The sequence below is a fragment of the Paraburkholderia sp. SG-MS1 genome (assembly GCF_012275575.1).
In the GTDB taxonomy this organism is placed as follows: domain Bacteria; phylum Pseudomonadota; class Gammaproteobacteria; order Burkholderiales; family Burkholderiaceae; genus Paraburkholderia.
Map to the genome: position 1 here is coordinate 50790 of NZ_NPIH01000229.1, position 19693 is coordinate 70482.

At 63.3% G+C, this 19693-nt stretch carries 20 protein-coding genes; 8 read left to right on the forward strand and 12 right to left on the reverse strand.

Features of this window, described 5'->3' with window-relative positions:
• The first annotated feature begins 273 nt into the window (after positions 1-273).
• Entirely contained in the window at positions 274-1347 is a 1074-nt protein-coding gene (locus CIC12_RS21025) for a zinc-binding metallopeptidase family protein (RefSeq protein ID WP_168666600.1), read from the forward strand.
• Here CIC12_RS21025 and CIC12_RS21030 read toward each other — a convergent pair.
• The 3 genes from CIC12_RS21030 to CIC12_RS21040 all read right to left on the reverse strand — a co-directional run bounded on the left by CIC12_RS21030 (position 1341) and on the right by CIC12_RS21040 (position 4073).
• Entirely contained in the window at positions 1341-2618 is a 1278-nt protein-coding gene (locus tag CIC12_RS21030; RefSeq protein WP_168666602.1) for a DUF3443 domain-containing protein, read from the reverse strand. The two genes, CIC12_RS21025 and CIC12_RS21030, sit on opposite strands and share 7 nt — an antisense overlap.
• A gap of 11 nt (positions 2619-2629) precedes the next feature.
• Positions 2630-3082: a DUF2844 domain-containing protein gene (locus CIC12_RS21035; RefSeq protein ID WP_174772127.1), complete on the reverse strand. Its 453-nt coding sequence runs from the start codon at positions 3080-3082 to the stop codon at positions 2630-2632.
• Positions 3083-3647: 565 nt separating this feature from the next.
• Positions 3648-4073: a phasin family protein gene (locus CIC12_RS21040; protein ID WP_121323486.1), complete on the reverse strand. Its 426-nt coding sequence runs from the start codon at positions 4071-4073 to the stop codon at positions 3648-3650.
• A gap of 367 nt (positions 4074-4440) precedes the next feature.
• Between CIC12_RS21040 and CIC12_RS21045 the strand changes: the two genes are divergently transcribed.
• Together CIC12_RS21045 and CIC12_RS21050 are read left to right on the forward strand one after the other, a co-directional pair.
• Positions 4441-4899 (forward strand): hypothetical protein, encoded by a 459-nt coding sequence (locus CIC12_RS21045; RefSeq protein ID WP_168666606.1) that lies wholly within the window; start codon positions 4441-4443, stop codon positions 4897-4899.
• A gap of 637 nt (positions 4900-5536) precedes the next feature.
• Complete coding sequence (locus tag CIC12_RS21050; RefSeq protein WP_168666608.1) at positions 5537-6304, forward strand: DUF4410 domain-containing protein; 768 nt, start codon at positions 5537-5539, stop codon at positions 6302-6304.
• Positions 6305-6397: 93 nt separating this feature from the next.
• On the opposite strand, the gene CIC12_RS21055 is transcribed toward CIC12_RS21050, so the two are convergent.
• Both CIC12_RS21055 and CIC12_RS21060 read right to left on the reverse strand, forming a co-directional pair.
• Positions 6398-7075: a RibD family protein gene (locus CIC12_RS21055; RefSeq protein WP_168666610.1), complete on the reverse strand. Its 678-nt coding sequence runs from the start codon at positions 7073-7075 to the stop codon at positions 6398-6400.
• Positions 7076-7251: 176 nt separating this feature from the next.
• Entirely contained in the window at positions 7252-8352 is a 1101-nt protein-coding gene (locus CIC12_RS21060; protein WP_168666612.1) for an NADH:flavin oxidoreductase/NADH oxidase, read from the reverse strand.
• Positions 8353-8439: 87 nt separating this feature from the next.
• Between CIC12_RS21060 and CIC12_RS21065 the strand changes: the two genes are divergently transcribed.
• Positions 8440-8769 carry an ArsR/SmtB family transcription factor gene (locus CIC12_RS21065; RefSeq protein ID WP_168666614.1) on the forward strand — a complete coding sequence of 110 codons (330 nt, stop codon included), beginning with the start codon at positions 8440-8442 and terminating at the stop codon, positions 8767-8769.
• Positions 8770-8790: 21 nt separating this feature from the next.
• Here CIC12_RS21065 and CIC12_RS21070 read toward each other — a convergent pair whose 3' ends face one another.
• Both CIC12_RS21070 and CIC12_RS21075 read right to left on the reverse strand, forming a co-directional pair.
• Positions 8791-9222 (reverse strand): response regulator, encoded by a 432-nt coding sequence (locus tag CIC12_RS21070; protein WP_174772128.1) that lies wholly within the window; start codon positions 9220-9222, stop codon positions 8791-8793.
• Positions 9223-9478: 256 nt separating this feature from the next.
• Positions 9479-9649 (reverse strand): hypothetical protein, encoded by a 171-nt coding sequence (locus CIC12_RS21075; RefSeq protein ID WP_168666616.1) that lies wholly within the window; start codon positions 9647-9649, stop codon positions 9479-9481.
• A gap of 381 nt (positions 9650-10030) precedes the next feature.
• Here CIC12_RS21075 and CIC12_RS21080 point away from each other — a divergent pair, with 381 nt between their 5' ends.
• A complete protein-coding gene (locus CIC12_RS21080) occupies positions 10031-10285 on the forward strand; it encodes a hypothetical protein (RefSeq protein ID WP_168666618.1) in 255 nt (84 codons plus the stop codon).
• A 107-nt stretch (positions 10286-10392) separates the two neighbouring features.
• Here CIC12_RS21080 and CIC12_RS21085 read toward each other — a convergent pair whose 3' ends face one another.
• The 4 genes from CIC12_RS21085 to CIC12_RS21100 form a co-directional block, all read right to left on the reverse strand.
• Positions 10393-10620 (reverse strand): hypothetical protein, encoded by a 228-nt coding sequence (locus tag CIC12_RS21085; RefSeq protein WP_174772123.1) that lies wholly within the window; start codon positions 10618-10620, stop codon positions 10393-10395.
• A gap of 175 nt (positions 10621-10795) precedes the next feature.
• Positions 10796-11107, reverse strand: coding sequence for an AtuA-related protein (locus CIC12_RS21090; RefSeq protein WP_168666620.1), 312 nt, complete (start codon positions 11105-11107; stop codon positions 10796-10798).
• Between the two features lies 1 nt (position 11108).
• Positions 11109-12470, reverse strand: a complete 1362-nt coding sequence (locus CIC12_RS21095) for an acyclic terpene utilization AtuA family protein (RefSeq protein ID WP_168666622.1) — start codon at positions 12468-12470, stop codon at positions 11109-11111.
• Positions 12471-12495: 25 nt separating this feature from the next.
• Entirely contained in the window at positions 12496-13800 is a 1305-nt protein-coding gene (locus CIC12_RS21100) for a CitMHS family transporter (protein ID WP_168666624.1), read from the reverse strand.
• Positions 13801-13898: 98 nt separating this feature from the next.
• Here CIC12_RS21100 and CIC12_RS21105 point away from each other — a divergent pair, with 98 nt between their 5' ends.
• Complete coding sequence (locus tag CIC12_RS21105; protein WP_168666626.1) at positions 13899-14804, forward strand: LysR family transcriptional regulator; 906 nt, start codon at positions 13899-13901, stop codon at positions 14802-14804.
• An 80-nt stretch (positions 14805-14884) separates the two neighbouring features.
• Here the strand turns inward: CIC12_RS21105 and CIC12_RS21110 are convergent, their stop codons facing one another.
• Positions 14885-15655, reverse strand: a complete 771-nt coding sequence (locus CIC12_RS21110) for a tetratricopeptide repeat protein (RefSeq protein WP_168666628.1) — start codon at positions 15653-15655, stop codon at positions 14885-14887.
• Between the two features lie 732 nt (positions 15656-16387).
• On the opposite strand from CIC12_RS21110, the gene CIC12_RS21115 reads away from it, so the two are divergent.
• Both CIC12_RS21115 and CIC12_RS21120 read left to right on the forward strand, forming a co-directional pair.
• On the forward strand, positions 16388-18670 hold the full coding sequence (locus CIC12_RS21115) for a DUF3141 domain-containing protein (protein WP_168666630.1): 2283 nt from the start codon (positions 16388-16390) through the stop codon (positions 18668-18670).
• 79 nt (positions 18671-18749) lie between these two features.
• Positions 18750-19691: a phosphate acetyltransferase gene (locus CIC12_RS21120; RefSeq protein ID WP_168666632.1), complete on the forward strand. Its 942-nt coding sequence runs from the start codon at positions 18750-18752 to the stop codon at positions 19689-19691.
• Positions 19692-19693: the final 2 nt, after the last annotated feature.

Genomic DNA, 19693 nt, shown 5'->3' on the forward strand with positions numbered 1-19693 from the left:
TAGAACGAGCGCGGGAAGCGTTGTGAAGCGCATAGACTGGCTCCGCGCTGCGTCGGCGCATCGGCTGTTGCGAACTTCCCCGCATTGGCCGGGCGTCCGACCATCGAGCCGCCGGGGCGTGGCCGCTTCGCGCCAGCCCACGCACCAAAGCGGCGCAGCGCCCGTGCACGATCATGCACGTAATGTGCGTTAAACCGGTGACGTCTGGCAATTGCGGCATGAAGATTGCGGCGTACCTTCGCTCAAGACTGCCACCCTGACCAGGCTCGCCCGATGAAAACCTTCCATTGCAATCGCTGCTCGCACCTCGTCTTCTTCGAGAACGTTCGCTGCGAACGTTGCGAGTCCTTGCTCGGCTATGTGCCGGACCTCGCGGAACTCAGCGCGTTCGAAGACGCCGGCGACGGACGCTGGCGCAGCCTGCATCCCGGCGCGGACGGCGCGCTGTTTCGCCAGTGCCACAATTACGCGGTCGAAAATGTCTGCAACTGGATGATCCCCGCCGACTCACCCGACACCTTGTGCCGCGCTTGCCAGCTGACGCTCACGATTCCCAATCTCGGCGCACCGGACAACCGGCTCTACTGGTATCGCCTGGAGATGGCCAAGCGCCGTCTGCTTTATACGCTGGCCGAACTCGGCATCGAGGTGAAGTCGCGCCAGGCAGACCCCGAACATGGCCTCGCGTTCGAATTCCTCGAAGACGGCGGCGACGGCGCGCGCGTGATGACAGGTCACGACAACGGGCTCATCACGCTGAACATCGCCGAGGCCGACGACGCTCACCGCGAAAAAGTGCGCACCGCGATGGGCGAACCGTATCGCACGCTGCTCGGCCATTTCCGTCATGAGACCGGGCACTATTACTTTGATCAGCTCGTGCAGAACAACCCGCGCTGGCTCGAACCGTACCGCAAGCTGTTCGGCGACGAGCGCGCCGATTACGGCGAGGCGCTGGACGCGTACTATCGCGACGGCGCGCCGCCCGACTGGCAGGCGTCGTATATCAGCGCGTATGCGACGATGCACCCGTGGGAAGATTGGGCGGAGACGTGGGCGCACTATCTGCTGATCGTCGACGTGCTGGACACGTCGACGTCATACGGTCTCGCGCTCCTGCCCGACGACCCGAGCGAGCCGACCCTCACCGACCGCACGCCGGTCGAAGACGCCAGCTTCGAGAATCTGATGAAGCGCTGGTTTCCGCTCACCTATGCGTTGAACAGCCTGAACCGCAGTCTCGGAATGGCCGACGGCTATCCGTTCACGCTGGCCGCGCCGGTGGTGGACAAGCTGCGCTTCGTGCATCGGGTGATTGCGCACGCGGGCGACAAGGGCGCTCAATAGGCAACATACGGCCCGGTGCCGCCGGGCGTCACCTGCTGTTCGACGGCTGCGTACACATTGCGGCCATAGAAGAACGGCAGCCCCCAGTCGAAAATCGTCGACGTCACGAAAGCGGGTCCCGCCAGCAAAGGCAATGCCGAATCGCCGGCATAGGTCTGCGCGATCGACGCGGCATTGCCCACGCTGAAGTTCACCGCGCTCGTCGCGCCGTTCACGCCTTCGATCAGCGCACTCAACTGCTGGGTCGACGCCGGGCAGTAGTACGCGCTATTCGGACTCGGGCAAGCCGCCATCGCGCTGGTCTGGAAGAAGAGCCCGGTCGAGCCGCTGTCCAGGATGCTGTGCGAATACGTGGTGCCGTTCTGCATCGTCGTGAACGTGCCGTTCGACGGACTCACGCCGATCACCTGCGCACTGCCGAGCGCATTGTTGGCCTGCGTGCCGATGCCGAACACCAGTTGTCCGGATACCGACGGCGCGCCGCCGGAGACCACAGGCAGGCTTAGCATCGAACCGTTGTTGTCGATCGCAAAGTACGGCACCGGATTGGCCACCTGAAATTCTTCGGCAAGCGGAATCGACGTACAGGGCAAGCCCTGGCAAGCGTAGTAGGTGCCGGCCAGCGCCTGCGTCACGCAGTTCGCGCCGCAGTCGTGCCTGAACACGCCGATGCCGAGAATCCCGTTGGCCTGCAAGGTGCCCGGCGTGTTGCGCGAGGCGCCGAGGCTCGCACAGTCGGCGGGCAACGTCGGGTAGTTCGGGTCGATCACCTGGATCGGCAGCGAAGCGGCTTTTTCGCCGCCGATCTGCAGATCGGCGAGTCGCACCGAGCCCCACGTGTAGCCGTCGAAAAACTGCATGCATTCGGCGACCAGATTGCCCGACGCATCCTTCTGCTGCGGAAGGTTCATCGACGCGGGCAGCTGCGAGGCGAACACCCGCACACCCCACGAGCCGGTGTCGACCAGCACGTGATCGATGGTCTGACATTCGCTCGTACCCGGCGCGCACAGCGTGATGCTGACGAACGGCATGTTCGGCACGTTGCTCACGCCGGCGTCGACCGTTACACGCACCGCGTTCGCGGCGAGCACTTGCGGCGCGGGCGAGGTGTTGGTCACGGTCGGCCCGGCGGCACCGCCGCTCGAGCTGCTGGAATTGGCCGTGGTACTCGCGCCGCCGGAGCCGCCGCCTCCGCCGCCGCACGCGGTGACGAGCAACGCGAGCAGCGTCGCGCACAACAGGGTCATCCACGAACACTTGTGACGCATGATCCGCTCCGTTATTGAATGACGCCGACGTCGACGCCCGCGGGCACCGCCTGCGGCAGATACGCATGGCCCGAGAACGCGCGCAGATGACCGCCGGAGTAAATCACCAGGTCGCTGTTCGACACGGCGAGCGGCGTGCCGCGCCGGGTCGCGGTGGCGGCGACGTACGCGTCGAACGAGGCGCCGAGCATCGATTTCAGATCAGGCAGCGTCGGGCCCTCCCACGCGACGCCGAACACGATGCCGTTGCGCCCGACGTACTCGCGCACCTGCGTGCCGGACGGCATCGTCAGCAGATGAACGGAATAGGCGCTCTGCGTGGTAGCCGCGCGAGCGACCGCGCGCAGGTGTATCTGATCGCTGTCGACAGTGCTGACGTTCTGGCCGAGCGCGGCGTGCGCGGCAAACGACAGCAGCGCGCAGCTCGCCCCGAACATTGCGGGGGCACTGCGGGTGTGGAACATCGGTTTCACGAGATTTCCTTCGAGGTGAAACGCTCATGACCCGGCATTCGCCGATCACGAACGAGAAACTAGGGGCGCACGTCAGACCGGTGGTGCCAGTGTCGCCTTCACACGGGTCGGGCTGCGTGAATGCGTCTACGGAGCGGCTGGATGAAACTTGAGCGATAACGGCACGCGGCGGCAATCGTTTGCGACGCGATTTAAACCTTTGGCGGCGGGGATGCCGATCGGCGGCGTTGATCGTTAAAGACACGACCACCGTGGGACGGCGTTCTACGGTTATTTTTACATTGCGGCCCGTTTAAAGCGAACACAGGCAAACCAAAATCGCCGGGCCTCAGAAAAATGTTCAGGCGTGCCGCAGCGAACCGTTCGATGTAAGTACCCGCTGAAAATAACGACCTTGAGCCTCGCTTTCCTCTGACAAGAAACAATGTGTGCAGCGTATTCTCAAGACGAAAAAGCCCTAAAAAAAACCGCTAATGGCGCAGCGCCATTAGCGGTCCATATTCGAGCGAGAGGCTGCATCGTGCTCGAATCAGATGATTCGACGCGACAGTGCCCGTTATTTTTTCTGCTGCTGCAGGAGCGACTTTAATTCCTGCACATTTTCTTCTACGCGTTTTGCGATGACCGCATACGACTCGGCTTGCGTCTGATACGCGGCTTGCGCGAGTTGCTGCATATCGGCGAGCGACTTGTGCAGACTCTGCTGGATCAACTCGGCGGTTTTCGTGGAAGGCGCTGCGCCGCCCGCCGACAACTGCCCCGTCAGCGACTGCAGTTCGGTCAGGGTCGTGCGCAGCATGTCGGCCTGCTTCTGCGCCAACGATTGCATTCCCTGGAAGGCCGTCTGATTCGCCTGAACCAGAGCCTCCATGTCCTTGCGTCGCGCTTCCATGATGGCGGGGACGTCGAAGCCGGGGAGCTTGAACTGCTCCAGCATTTTGGTGAAATCGCCAAATGGATTGGCGGCGTCAGGTCGGTCCATTCGAAATCCTCCTTAATGGTTTGAGTACTCGCCGGCAGTGCAAGCGCGGCATGTTGCACCGACGCGCGCACCGACAGGCACGTGCGCTGCGCGACCCACGATCCGCCGAAGCTTGCCGGATCTGGGGTCGGACGGCGCATCGGGTCAATCATGCGCCATCCGGGCACATTGCGCCAGCCGACACTCACCCTGGCTCGAGGCCGGTTCTTCTCCGCCTTGACGATGTCGACCGGCTTGAGCCCCGGCGCATGCAAGGCTTGGTAAGTTACATGACGACTTCAGTAACCCTACGAAACGGCATGTCGACTATCGTTGCTCCTACACCGGCGCACTGTGGCGCCGGCTCTGTCTCAATGGGATCGACATCATGAACAAAGCCATTTTCAGCGCGGCGGTGGCCGCCGTTCTGACCATGTCCGCGACAGCGGCGCTCGCCCAGGAAGCGCCCCCGCCCTCACCCCCTTCCGCCCAGATGCATGGCGAAGCGCAGCACGGCGACGGTCCACCTTCGCATGGCGCGATGGGTCCGATGATGGGTCCGAGGGGTCCCGGTTTTGCGGTGATCAACGATCTGGAGCAGTTGCGCCGTCTGTATGCGCTGAGCGGCCATCCGGGTGAAATCGTCGCGGTGTATCACGAGGTGCTCGGCAAAACGCAGGACCCGATGCTGCGGCATTACATCTACGATTCGCTGGCTCGCGAGCAGTTGAAGCCCGCGAATCCCGAGCAGGCGATTGCGACGTTGCGCACCAGTCTGGCGGAGGATCTTGCCGCAGAGAGCAAGGCACCGCATGGTGGGCCGGGGATGCCGGTGCAGGCGCAGTAATTCGCGCTGCAGCAGGAGCTTTTCATGCGCGACGCGGCGACTCGCCGCTCGCCTGGAAGAGTTCCCGACGGTCCGCCATGCGCTCGTCTGGCATGCAACGTTAGCTGTCCCACACTCGCGCGTCAGTGTCACTTTTCATCTTCCATCAGGTGATTAGGATAGGAGCACTGAAACGCTCGCGCGTGGTGAAGAATGCGATACCCGATGAATCTGGTAGTTGCGGCCATCCTCCTTGTGTTGGTCCTGTGTTGCATCATCAAGCTTGCACTGCACTGATGCCCGATTCTCGCGGTACACCGCGCGCCCTTTCACGATTTCACATGGCACGCGAATGACGCCGTTCGCGGCACATTAGCGTGTCTCCCATCTCGGTCGCACTCCGCTTCGACACCGCATCGACGCCGCGCGCGTCCCCGCTTTTTCGCATGACATCGCGCGAAATAATTGCTGAATGGAGTTCGGCAGGCGACTCGCCCATACTTCGTTCGCTGCCGGTGCGTACCAAACAAGGACGCATGAGATCAAGGGTGTTTCACGTGCGAGTACGTCTCGCCGATGATCAACGATCCTACGGTTGCCCGATCATCGGCTGATACGTTCGAAGCTACCGGCACCGCGTGCCGACGACAGGATGAACATGTTGACTTCAGTGAATTTCCTCAAAAAGAACGCAACCCGTCTGGTCTGCGTGGCGATGGTCTGCTGCACCGCGTTGCTGACCGGTTGCGCCGGCAGCGGCATCAGAAACACGAGTGAAGCTGGCGCGCAGCTGCAAGTGCGGCCGGACACCATTTACGTGTACACCTTCGACGCCGATCCGGACCAGGTCAAGCTCGACAGCGGCATGCTGCAGAAACTCAAGACGCACCTGAGCGGTTCGTCCGATGCACAGAAGCAGGTCGCCGATGCGGACGCAGTGCGTGAGCAGGTCGCCAACGAAATCGTGCAACAACTGCAGTCGATGGGTCTGCACGCGGTTCGCTCGGATGCCCCCGCCCCGGCCGACCAGAACGTGCTGCTCGTGCAAGGCAGCTTCGATACGATCGACTCGGGCAATCGCCGCCGTCGCACGATGATCGGCCTTGGTGCAGGCAAGAGCCAGGTGAGCAGCACGGTGCAGATTCTGTACAAACCCGCGGGCGGCACGCCGCGTCTGGTACAGCGCTTCGATGCCGATGCGGACAGCGGCAAGGCGCCGGGCGTTGCCGAAACCGCCGGCGTGGGCGCGGCGGCCGGCAGCATCGCGACCACGGCGGCACTCGGCGGCGGTTTGCATGCCGTATCCGAAACCAAACGGGCTGGCGTGTCAGCGGACGCGAAGCGGCTCGCCGATGCGGTGGCGAAACAGATCGCGCAGATTGGTGTGAGCGGCGGGTGGATGTCGACGCAACAGATGAAGGGCTGACGACTCGCCAGTGAATCTGAGCGGCAGCGCTGGTACAGGCAAAAACGCGGCGCGGCGGCGTGGAGCAAACGCCACCCTGCCGCGCGTTGTCGTTCATGCCTTCGTGTAGCGCAGCCACACCGCGTCGTGCTGCGCTTTTTCAACCGATGTCAGCTTCAGATACGCGGGCGCCCGCCACTTGTCCATCGGGACTTCGAACGAAGCAGGATGCTCGCTGCGGCCATCCACGAGCGGCAGAATCAGGACGCTGACTTCGTCGACGAGACCGGCGTTCACGAACGCCCCGCTCACATGCGAACCGCCTTCGACAATCAGCTTCTTCACGCCGAGTTCACGTGCCAGGGTCTGCATCACCTGGTCCAGATCGATTCCGCGCTTGCCGCCGAACACGTACGACACGCCGATCGATTGCAGATAAGCGAGGTAGTCGTCGGCGACCTCTTCGGTCAGTACCTCGATCACGTGCGACTTGAGCGCCGTGTTGCTCTTCCATGCGACACGTCCTTGCGAATCGATCGAGATCGCGTATTGCGCCGCGTTGCGTTCGACGAAATGATCCGTGCGAGGCAGCGCGCTCTTCGCGAGACCTGTCGGATAATCGGCGCCGTGCGAGATTTCCTGCATGGTCACGCGCCCGCAGATCCAGCCGTCGGCTTCGAAGCTGGCGGCGGTGGTCTCGTAAAGGTCGCTGGCGAAGTCGAGATGCCAGCCGTCCGTGAGACTGCGGCCGTCCAGCGACGACATCATGTGAGCGACGATGTAGGGTTTCATAGGGCAAACCTCCTGGTGGTCGACGAGTGGAGGTTCCAGCAAGGGCTGTTCCGCTCGCCGTGTATGGCGCGCGTCAAAGATCAAACCCGCATGACGCAAAAAAAGCGCCGTTCACCCGCAACATTCAACCGCGGGCAAACGGCGCTCATCAGCACCACCGACTCCAGTTCAAACGCTTACGACGCGACCGCGTAACGCTCGAGCCAATGCGCGTACGGCGCGGGCAACGTCCACGACGCGCGCTCGATACCGAGCTTGCGCGCCGCATGATACGGCCAGTGCGGATCGGCCAGATGCGCGCGGCCGACCATCACCAGATCGAGCTGTTGGTTCGCAACCGAGCGGTCCGCCAGTTCCGGCGTATCGATTCCCCATGCCGACGAAACCGGCATGCCAGCCTCGCGGCGCACGCGCTCCGCGATCGGCGCGAGAAACGCGGGCGCCCAGGGAATCGCCGCTGTCGGCGTGGAGAAACCCACGCTGACGCTCAGCATGTCGAGCCCTTCGCGCTTGAAATTTTTCGCGAGTTCGATTGACTCCGCGAGCGTTTCCTCGTCGCGGCCGTCGTATTCGATCACGCCGAAACGCGCGGTCAACGGCAGGTGCTCGGGCCAGACCTTGCGCACGGCGGCCAGCGTTTCCAGCAGGAAGCGGCTGCGGTTTTCCAGGCTGCCGCCGTATGCGTCGTCGCGTTGATTCGAATGCGTCGAGAAGAAGCTCTGGCCGAGGTAGCCGTGCGCGAAGTGCAGTTCGAGCCATTCGAAGTCCGCGTCGCGGGCGCGCTTCGCGGCGGCGACGAAGTCCTCGCGGACCCGTGCGATGTCGTCGAGCGTCATCGCTTGCGGCACTTTCGGCAGATGCGCGCCGAACGCGATTGCCGACGGCGCGATGGTTTGCCAGCCGCGGCTGTCGGCGGCGGCGATGTGGTCGTCGCCCTCCCACGGACGGTTCGCACTGGCTTTGCGGCCCGCGTGACCGATCTGGATGCCCGGCACCGACCCGGCCGCCTTGATCGACGCCACCACCGGCGCGAAAGCCTGCGCCTGCTCGTCGTTCCAGATGCCGGCGCAGCCCGGCGTGATACGGCCTTCCGGCGACACGGCCGTCGCCTCGACGATCACCAGCCCCGCACCGCCGCGCGCCAGACCGGCGAGGTGCACGCGGTGCCAATCGTTGATCAGGCCGTCTTCGGCGGTGTACTGGCACATCGGCGGAATGGCGATCCGGTTGCGCAAGGACACGTCCTTGAGCTTGTAGGGCTGAAACAATGCGGACATCAGGCTAAACTCCACTAAATAGGCTTGTACGGTAGTTCGACGAACATCGAACTACGGAGTATCGCAGAAACCTCTACTATTTGCAGAATGCGCACCTATACCCACCCGGCCGCCGAGGACTTAACCCTCGGGCGGCTCTTTCATGCTCTGAGCGACCCGGTTCGCCTCGAAATCGTCCGGCGCCTGTCCACCGTGGACGAAGCCACCTGTGGCGAACTCGACGGCGGGCGGCCGAAGTCGAGCGTGTCCCATCATTTCCGGATCTTGCGAGAGGCGGGGCTGGTACGCACGCGCGTGGCCGGCACCGTGCATCAGAATTCGCTGCGCAGAGCGGAACTGGACGCTCGCTTTCCCGGTTTGATGGAGGCGATTGTTCGTCAGATCATTGCGGAGCCGGTGGCAGGGGAACCGGCTTGAGCGCAGCCGCCGCAACCCGTGCTATTCGCGCCACAGCCTGCGCATCAGCGCAAGTAAAGCGGTCGGCGCTGTGCCTTTTTGACAATAGCCGTCGAAATTGTGACGTGCCCTGCCAGTTTCCTTGACGTGATCCTCGTCGAGTGACGTGAACGCGACGATGCCGAGACTCTGCGTCGGCAGATAGCTGCGCAAGGCGTTCGCCGTTTCGTAGCCGTCGCGCTCGGGCATCATGATGTCGAGCACCACGACATCCGGCACCCAGTCCCGCACGCAACGCAGCGCATCCGCGCAACTGATGGCGGCACGGGCTTCCACGCCTTCGTACGAGAGGTAGGTAGCGAGCGCTTCGGCCGCGCCAGCGTTGTCGTCGACGACGAGGACGCGCGGCACTTCGTGCAATACCCGGATTTCGCGGGCGCTCCACCGTTGGCAATTAGACAGGGTTCGGGACATGGGAGGCAACGTGCAAGAAAAAACAACAACGCCCAGCAAACCATGTACCAACGCGGCAGGCAGCCTGCGGCGGTGGCGCTCCGCCAAGCGCCTGGCCCAGGCCCTCGAACGGTGCCCTCGCCGGACTTGTCCTCCAGGCGGCCTTACGAACACACATCTCCACCTTTACAAGCCACACGCCTCCCTATTGGTGCAAAAGCGGATCAGATGCCTGAGGCTCATTGTGCTGGCGAATTAAAGGCCGCATAGCCGGCAATTAAAAACGGCGGCTGATAGCGCTGGAAGTGGCCTGAACAATTGGGCGGCTTTCGAGGTAGGAAGCCATATGGACAAAATGTGACGCTGCGATTTTCCCGCTGAGTTGCAATTGCGTTATTTGCTTGGCTTGTTGAACCATGTAGTTCGCGCAAACGTTATCTTTATTCATATTCTTCTCGTCATACTTAAGCGCCCGATGGAGAAAGGTAACAGTTACCAAATGATATTTGACAACTTTACAATGGCCTTTCTTAAAATTGAGACTGGAGGACACGCATGGTTCTATATCACCGTGGCGCAGCGATTCAGGCGTCAAGTGTCAGATACGGCCACACATTCGTCGCGCGCGCCTGCATCCTGAAAGAAGACGGCGAATCCACGTCCTTGGGGGATCTCGGGCAGTTCGCAAGTCCCGCGTGCGCCTATGAATTCGCGGTGCGCTGTGCAAGTGCTTTTGTGGATGGCACGCCGATGCCTCGCTGCCCATTCGGCAAATCGTCACACTTGGACGAAACAGTTAATAACTAGAGCGCGAAGAAAGGGGGACGCCATGTACAAACCTGTATTAAGCCGCTTTCAATATACGCGCCGGCACGGCAAGCAACGCACTTATGACATCACGGTCAATCTCGTGCAAAAGGCTTCCGGCGTCTGTACATACGCCGCATGGGTGCATTATCAGGCTGAATTCAAGGGTTCGGGGTTGATGCTGCCACTCGTCGCCAATACCCCTGATGCCGCCGTGCGCGAAGCACAGATGCGCATTCAGGAAGACATCGACAATCTGATCGGTATTGTCGAGTAGGAATAATTTTGGGCTGCGCAATGCAGAATGAACCGTGCATGCGCGGCCCTCTCGTCGTGCTTATACAAGCAGATCTTCGTAGAACGCACCGAATGGCCGCGCCAGTTTTATTTCGAGTTTCCATAGACCGGCGTCGGGGCACTGATCGAAGTCGCCGAAATTGCCGCTCGATAGATTGCGTGCGGAAATCCGCTGAGGCGATGCCCCTTGATGTCGAGATTCAAACCCCAGTCCAGCGCATCCGCCGGCTCTACGGCGTACTCGTATAACGCCTTGCCGCCGACGCCGGCTGTGCGCCAATGCCGTTCTACATCGTCGAATGCGGTTTTCGCCATCACGCCCGCAGAATTGCAACTCGCAGACGATTGCGAAGTCGCCGCCTATCGGTGCGAGCGCGACGTGCTAGCAACGGGCATAGCGGCGTGGGTGTATGTCGATGCACAGTCGCCGCGACACGGCGAATAGAGGCGTTTCGAGCATCGCCCTTCGGCCGCGCGCCGCGTGTTTTATTCAAGGCAACTCGGCAATATTCAGCCCCATCAACGCCGAGCTCAACGACTTGCCGTGCGCATCGAGCGCGAGCGAACGCGTGACGCCGCCGCCGAGCGCCTCTCCCAGTACGAAGTTGAATGCCGCGAGATGCGGCAATTCATAGCGCACGACCACGCCACGCACGACGTCGCTCAAATGTGATTTCACACGCTCCACAGATAGCTCGCGCCGCAGATGTTCATAATGCTGCGGGTCGTAACAAATGACCGACACGTTCAGTGTATTGCCCTTGTCACCTGTTCTGGAATGGGCAAATTCTCGCAGTTTCATTTCATGCCTCCACAAACTCGAATGCCGGATCGACGTCGACCCGCGGCACCAATACAGACTGAACCGCCAGTACTTCTCGCGTCAGCCTGGTGACGCCTCCGCCGCCAGCGGGGCCATTTGTGTAGAGTGTTTCCACTTCATTGCCAATGCGCAGCGCTTCCTCGGCCGACGCGGTCCGCCCGGTCACACGCGCGCGCACTTCGTACGGCTTTGTGCCGGCTGCTGCGCCCGCAGTCTCGCCATGTAACGCGTTCACACCGATCAGATCGAATCGCAGCTCACTCGTCTGCACGCCGGTCAGTTGCAGCCGTTCACGCACGATATCGAGCGCGAGCCGGCCGCGCTCGATAGCGCCCGGGCCGCCATACGAAATCTGTCCTTCCCCGATGTATCCGTCGGTATATGCCACTGAAACCTTGAGCGTATCGGTGCGCGGCGTGCCGCGTCCGCCGGTCACGCGGACACGATCCGGTGCCTCCTCACTCACGCGAACGCCGGTGAAATCCGCCACGACATCGGGCTGCAGATAGCGCGCCGGGTCGTGAATCTCATAGATCAGTTGCTCCTTGCAGGTCGCCTCGGTCACGCGGCCGCCCGCCTGCGCGACTTTCGTGACGATGACGGAACCATCCTCGCTCACCTCGCCGATCGGAAATCCGAGGCGGGCAAGATTCGGCACATCCTTGAAGCCAGGGTCCGCGAAATAGCCGCCTGTCACCTGCCCCGCGCATTCGAGCAGATGCCCGACGACGGTCGCTTGCCCCAGCGTGTTCCAGTCGTCCATCTTCCAGCCGAATTCGTGGATCAGCGGCGCGGTGAAAAGCGATGGGTCCGCCACGCGCCCCGTCAGCACGATGTCCGCGCCGGCCGCGAGCGCGGCGACAAGCGGCGCGGCGCCGAGATACGCGTTCGCCGAAACGATCCGATCGTTGAACGACGCGACGCTTTGCCCCGACTCGTCGAAATTGAAATGGCCTCGCTGCACGACGTCGAGAACATCATCACCGGTGACCGCGGCGATCTTCAGCCCGCCAAGTCCGAGTTCGCGCGCGATCTGCGCGGTTTTGCGCGCGGCTGCTCGCGGATTCGCCGCGCCCATGTTGGAAATGATGCGCACGCCATTGCGCGCGGCGATCGGCAGCACTGCCCTCATGCGCGCCTCCAGCAGCGGATCGTAGCCGAGTTCGGAATCTTTGCGGCGGCTCTGCTGCGCAAGCGCGATCGTCCGCTCGGCAAGGCATTCGAACACGAGGTAGTCGAGCTGGCCGGATTCGGCCAGCTCGACCGCAGGTTCGATCCGGTCGCCCGAATAACCCGCGCCTGCGCCGATGCGCACGCGGCGGGGGGGTTGAGTTGTCGTCATACGGATACCGCCTGTCGAAAAAGACTCAAAGGGGAAACACGCCGAGCACGACGCACGCGACCGTCATGACGATCGACGCGCCGAACAGCAATGGAAAGCTGAATTTCTGGTGATCGGCGAGATCGATACCGCACAGCCCGACGACGAGAAACGTCGCAGGCGTGAGCGGACTCACCGGAAAACCCGTGGTCATCTGGCCGAGCAACGCGGCCTGACCGACGTGCACCGCCGGCACGCCGAGCTGTCCCGCGACTTCGGCCACCACCGGTAGCACGCCGAAGTAAAAAGAGTCGGGATCGAACAACATGCTAAGCGGCATCGACACGAGGCCTAATGCGACGGGGATATGGCTCGCCATCGCCTGCGGGACAAAGCCGACAGCCGCCTGCGCCATTGCCTTGAGCATGCCGCTGCCCTGCATGATGCCGGTGAATACGCCCGCCGCGAGTAGAATCCCGGCCATCATGAGTGCCGCGCGCGCATGTGCGTCGACACGCTTGCGCTGCATTTCCACGTTCGGATAGTTCACCATCAACGCGATGCACAGGCCCACCATGAACATGATCGCGGGCGGGACCTTTTCGCCGAGCACGACCATTGTGCCGAGCACCACCAGCGTCAGGACAATGTTGAACCAGAAATTCTCTGGCCGCCGCAGCGCCTGTTCTTCCGGTGTCAGTTCGCGCCTCGGCATCGGCACAGCGCCGTCCGCGTGGTGATATCCGAGACGCTCTTCTTCGCGCCGGCCGAGCCAGAATGCCATGCCGAACACGAAGACGAGTCCGACGATCTGCACGGGAATCAGCGGATTGAACAGCGCCGGGATCGGCAGATGCAGCGACGCCGACGCGCGGATCATCGGCCCGGTCCACGGCAGGAAGTTGATGCCCGCCGCCATCGACACCGCGGCGGCAAGCACGCGCCGATCCATTGCCAGGCGATCGTAGAGCGGCAGCATCGCGGGAATCGTCACGAGAAAGCACACGGCGCCGGAGCCGTCCAGATGAATCAGCAGCGCGAGCAGCGTCGTGCCCATCACGATGCGCGTCGGTTTCGTGCCGACCGCGCGCAGTATCCGCTCGATGATCGGGTCCAGCGTGCCCGCGTCGGTAATGGTGCCGAAATACAGAATCGCGAACACGAACATGCCGACCACCGGCGCGAGATTCTTCAACCCGTCGATCACGAATTTGCTCGTCTGAAAGCCGAACCCGCCGATCAGCGAAGCGGCAATAGGCACGATGATGAGCGCGACGAGCGGCGACATCCGTTTCGAAAGGATCGCCCCCAACAGGACGACGATGGTTGCCAGCCCCAGCCATGGAAGCATCAGCTTGTCTCCAGATTTGTCTTTTAGTGGGCCCAGCGTAATTTCGCGCCTACAATAAAGCAATTGAAATGATTTGATTACAACGATCACAAAACGTAATGGATCTAACCTTCCGTGATGTTCGTGCTTTCATCGCCGTGGCGCACGCGGCCAGCTTCACGCGTGCCGCGACGCGCCTGAATGTCTCGCAGCCCGCGCTAACCGTGCAGATTCGGCGTCTGGAGCAGACGGTCGGCGTGCGGCTGCTGGACCGCAACAGCAGGAACGTCACGCTGACACCCGCGGGCCGCGAACTCATGCCCGTGCTGCAAAAGTCACTTCAGGACATGGAGCATGTATTGAGCGACGCCCGCGCGCTCGGCGAAGGGACGAGCGGTACGGTGAGAGTCGCGTGTCTGCCGACCTTCGCCGCGAGCGTGCTGCCCGAGTTGATTCAGGATCTGAAGCAGAAGGTGCCGCGCGCGCGCTTTTACATTCGCGACGTCGTGGCGGCCAGAGTGAATGCGCTGGTGCGCAGCGAAGAGGTCGACATCGGATTGACGGGCGGCGATCTCTGCGACACGGCATTCGAAGTGTTGCATGCCGGCGTCGATCGCCTGGTGGTGGTATGCCCGAAAGAGCATCCGCTGGCGCGCGGGCGGCGTGTGAAGCTCGCAGAACTTGCCCGCGTGCCGCTCGTGCTGACCGCACAGGGGACGAGCGTCAGGGCGGTTGTCGATACCGCGTTTGAAAACCGCGGCTACGCGCCCGACATCGCGTGCGAGCCGACCTACATGATGACTGCGGTAGCGATGGTGCGCGGCGGCCTGGGTGTGACGATCCTGCCTGCCACGGCGCGAGAAGTGCTCGCCGAACCAGGGCTGGTTGCAAGGCCGATCGGCGACCAGGCGTTCGAGCGGCCGATCGCGCTGATCAAGAAGCGTGGGCGCACGCTGCCTGCGGTCACGGAGAAGTTCATCGCGGCGATGAAGAAGAAAGTCGGCGCGACGCGTCGCCGATCATAGACGCGTGGTGAGGCGAACAAACCCTGCGCGAACTGAAACTCGCTGCCCGGCGACTCGCTCTTCGACTATTCGCTAGCCGCTCATCGGCGGGGCGATGCCGTCGCCAACCCGCTTTGTGCGCGCTGCAGCCACTCCCGGTTGTGCTCGCGTGCGTGGCGCGGCCAGTGTTTGGCATCCTGAACGATTTCTGCATACAGGTTATCCGCTCGCTCGCGATCCGCCGCATCCGGCTGCGCCGCCAGCCAGTCCGCGAACAGACAGCGCGGCGCGACGTCGTTCGCGCAGGTTAGTGCCTGCTCGAAGGCCGCACGTGTGCCGGGCGACCCTAGCGCGGCGAGCGTGCGGGCATACAGCAGCGCCGGCTCGCCTTGATTGCGGGCCTGTGGATTGGCCGCGAACAGGCTTGCCAGCGTCGCATCGGCCGCGGTGTAGTTGCCCATTGCAAACTGCGCGCGACCCAGGCCGATCAGTAGCGCCGGGTCGTTGGCGAACGGGCCGTTCGCGGCGGCCTGATAGTGTTCGAGCGCTTCGCTCGCGTTACCGGCCGCCAGCAGGGCTTCGCCGAGCCGCATACGATGCTGGACAGTAGGCGCGCGGTCGAATTGCGCGCGCGCCTCGCGCACCGCGCGATGGGGGTCGACGAACTGCGTGATGGCTTGCGTGGCCGCACGCGCGCCGCGCGATTGGCGCAGGCTCGGCAGGTAGATGGCAAACAGATAGACCACGCTGCCCAGCATAGGGAAAGCAAACAGAATGAAAAGCCAGTACAGGCCCTGCCGGCTGCGCACCGCATGCACCGCAAAGCAGATCGCGACGATGACATGAAGACCGATTCCAAAGAAATATGGCATGTGTATTTGACCTTCGTTCAACCTTCAAGCCGATGAGAGCACCTGCCGGACATGGCCGCGCTGATTCTTGATCGATCAGTTTATTACAGCGGGGCGTTCGCGCGACGTTTAACGCCGCCAATACCTTCAGGCATTGGGCCAATACACGTTGATCGACATTAAGCGGATCGCTTTCTGGAATAGCGGCCGCTCGACGACAACCGACGATGACAGATCAGCCCCAGGCGACCCGGAACGATAAAGAAGGTCAGAAAGTCGTTCCTGTCGAGATCCCAGACCGAACTCACGCCGACCCGATGGCATCCGGCGAGCGCAGGCACCTTCCTCGACTTTTCTCGTGGATCGCTTCAGGCGAAGCGCGCCTACGCTGCTGCCCGTTTCCACACAAAGCGGGCTCGCGAGGTCCACGCGATGCGGCACGCAGCGCGACGGCGCGCGCGCTCCACGCACTCGCCAGGCATTGCCGGTTTGCCAGTCGAAACTTCACCGTCTAAACTGGGTTGGCTGGTGCGATGCAACACAGGCCATGGCGTGTGCATGTCACGCGCGTGACACGCCGCCTCGAGGCTCGCGCGCCGCGTAGTTGCGCTACCCTTTTTATCGCTGATTCTGGTGAAAGCCGCGCGTTTGACAAGGCGCGCCCTGTCTCGCCCAGTTCTGCGCCAGCCGCGTCAACCGCGCACAGGGATGCGACAGGGCCGGGCCGATTATCTGAGGGAATTCGGAGCGACGATGACCCAGCCACAACCGCAATCCGCCCCGCCTGACTTTGGCGCTTCCCCCGTTTCTTATGGCGTGCCGCTCGTGCAGGCCGCCGTCGAGTACTCCATCGATGCCTGGCAACGCGGCGTCCTGTTCGCCGACGTGCTGCGCGAGCGCGGCAACCAGTATCAGGCGCACCTGCTCGACGACACGCCCAACGTGCTCGATTTCGCCGCCGAGTTGATCGTCGACGGAAGAACGTTGCCGCGGCCGGTCAACTATGGCCTCGTGCGCATCATCGCCCCCGACGACCTCAAGCCCGCGCGCGACGCCGCCGGCGCGCACGATCCGGGGCGCCTGCGCCCGTTCGTCGTCTTCGACCCGCGTGCGGGCCACGGCCCGGGCATCGGCGGATTCAAGCGCGAGAGCGAGATCGGCGCCGCCCTGCGCGCCGGACACACGTGCTACTTCGTCGGCTTTCTGCCCGACCCGGTGCCGGGCCAGACCGTCGAAGACGTCATGCGCGCCGAAGCGACGTTCCTCGAAAAAGTCATCGAGTTGCACCCGGACAGCCCCGGCAAGCCCGCCGTGATCGGCAATTGCCAGGCCGGCTGGCAGGTGCTGATGACAGCCGCGATGCGGCCTGAGCTGTTCGGCCCGATCATCGTCGCCGGCGCGCCGGTGTCGTATTGGGCCGGCTGGCGCGGCAAGAATCCGATGCGCTATTCCGGCGGACTGCTCGGCGGTTCATGGCTCACCGCGCTGACCGGCGACCTCGGCGCCGGCCGCTTCGACGGTGCATGGCTCGTGCAGAACTTCGAGAACATGAATCCGGCCAACACGCTGTGGCACAAGCAGTACAACCTCTACGCGAACGTCGACAGCGAAGCGCAGCGCTATCTCGGCTTCGAGAAGTACTGGGGCGGCCATGTCTTCCTGAACGCGGCGGAAATGCAGTACATCGTCGATAACCTGTTCGTCGGCAACCGGCTCGTTCAGGGCGAAATCGTCACCTCGGACGGGATTCGCCTCGATCTGCGCAACATCCGTTCGCCGATCGTCGTGTTCTGCTCCTACGGCGACAACATCACGCCTCCGCCGCAAGCGCTCGGCTGGATCACCGACCTGTATCGCGACGACGCCGACGTTTTCGCTCACGACCAGACGATCGTGTATGCCACGCACGACAGCATCGGGCATCTCGGCATTTTTGTGTCCAGCAGCACGGGACGCAAGGAGCATCACGAGTTCGTCAGCAATATCGATCTGATCGATCTGCTTCCGTCCGGTGTGTATCAAGCGCAGATGGGCAAGAAAGCCGCCGCCACCCGGCACGCGGAACTCGTGGAAGGCGAGCATGTGCTGGCCGTCACGCGGCGCAGCGTCGACGACGTGTGCGCGATCGTGCAACCCGACCCAGCGAGCGACCGCCGCTTCGCGACGGCCGCTTACGTGTCCAATCTCAATCTCGGCCTGTACCGCAGCTTCGTGCAGCCGTGGCTGCATGCCTGCACGACACCGTGGTCCGCCGATCTGGCCAGCCGGTTGCACCCGCTGCGCGTGCCCTACGAATCCTGGTCCGACCGCAATCCGCTCGCGTCGAGCGTCGCGCATCTCGCCGACAGGGTGAAGCAGCAGCGCAAGAGCGTCGCCACCGACAATCCGTTCTGGCAGATGCAGACGCTCATGTCGAATGCGGTCGAAGCCTCGCTCGATTACTACCGCGACATGCGCGACGCAGCGGTCGAGCAGACGTTCGAGACGATCTACGGCGCACCCTGGCTGCAGGCGATGGCCGGCCTTCCCCCCGCGGATGACAGCGAGAAAGCGGCCGTGTCGCAACCGGACGCGGCACAGGAACCCGACGCGGCGATCGTGGCCGAGCACCAGCACCAGCACCAGCGCCTGCGCGCGGCGATGACGGCGGGTGGTCTGATCGAAGCGAGCGTACGCGCGTTGCTGTTCGTGCGCCGCACGCATGGCGAAGCCGACGAACGCCGCTTCAATCTCGCGCGGGCGTTGCTCGGCACGCTCTCCGATCGCGGGATTCTGGCGTTCAAAACGGTGGTGCGCGAACAGGCCGCGTTGCTGCGCTTTGACAGCGAGGCCGCTCTCGACGCGCTGCCCGGCATGCTGAAGGGCGCGCCGTCGGCCGAAGTACGCTCCGCCGCGCGCCACCTCGAGCAACTCTCCGCGACGCTCGTCCTCGATGAGCACGAACGCGCCGACCTCGATCGGGTGCTGGCAATTTTCAAAGCGGCCGAAAAAGGGAAAACGACGCAGCGTAGCGAGGTTCGTCAGAAGGTCGAATGACGCGCGCGTCACTGCCTGTTCGCCCGGCGCCGCATCGTCGCCGGGCGCCCATCACGTTGAGACATCGAGGGTCCATCACATGGAACACAAACGCGAGAAGTACGAGCGGCTCGTCTCGTTTGCCGCAACGCTGCCGCCTACGCCGACCGCGGTCGCGCATCCCGTCGATCACGATTCGCTGTCGGCGCTCATCGAAGCGGCGCGGCTTGGCCTGATCGCACCGATTCTCGTCGGACCACGCGCGAAGATCATGGCCGCGGCGCAAGCCGGCGATCTCGATCTCGGCGATCTGCCGATCGTCGACGCGCCGCACAGCCACGCCGCCGCGGCCGCTGCCGTGCAACTCGTGCACGAAGGCCAGGCGCAAGCGCTGATGAAGGGCTCGCTGCACACCGACGAGCTGATGGCCGAAGTGGTCGCGCGCGGCACCGGGCTGCGCACCGAACGCCGTGTGAGCCATTGCTTCGTGATGGACGTGCCGGGCCGCGAGGACGCGCTCATCATCACCGACGCGGCCGTCAACATCTCGCCGACGCTCGACGAGAAGCGCGACATCGTGCAGAACGCAATCGACCTGGCCCATGCGTTGCGCTTTCCCGAGGCACGCGTCGCGATTCTCTCGGCGATGGAAACCATCAACTCGAAAGTGCCGTCGACCCTCGACGCCGCCGCGCTCTGCAAGATGGCCGACCGGCAGCAGATCACGGGCGGCATCCTCGACGGCCCGCTCGCGCTCGATAACGCAATCAGCGTCGAGGCCGCGAAAATCAAGGGCATCGCGTCGCCGGTCGCGGGACACGCGAACATTCTCGTGGTGCCGGATCTCGAAGCGGGCAACCTGCTTGCCAAGAGCCTGTCGTTTCTCGCGGGCGCGGACGCCGCCGGCATCGTGCTCGGCGCGAAGGTGCCGATCATTCTGACGAGCCGCGCCGATTCGGTCATGACGCGGCTCGCGTCCTGCGCGGTGGCTTCGCTCGTCGCGCTCGCGCGGCGCGAGGCGTTAGCCGCCGCCGTCGTCTGAGG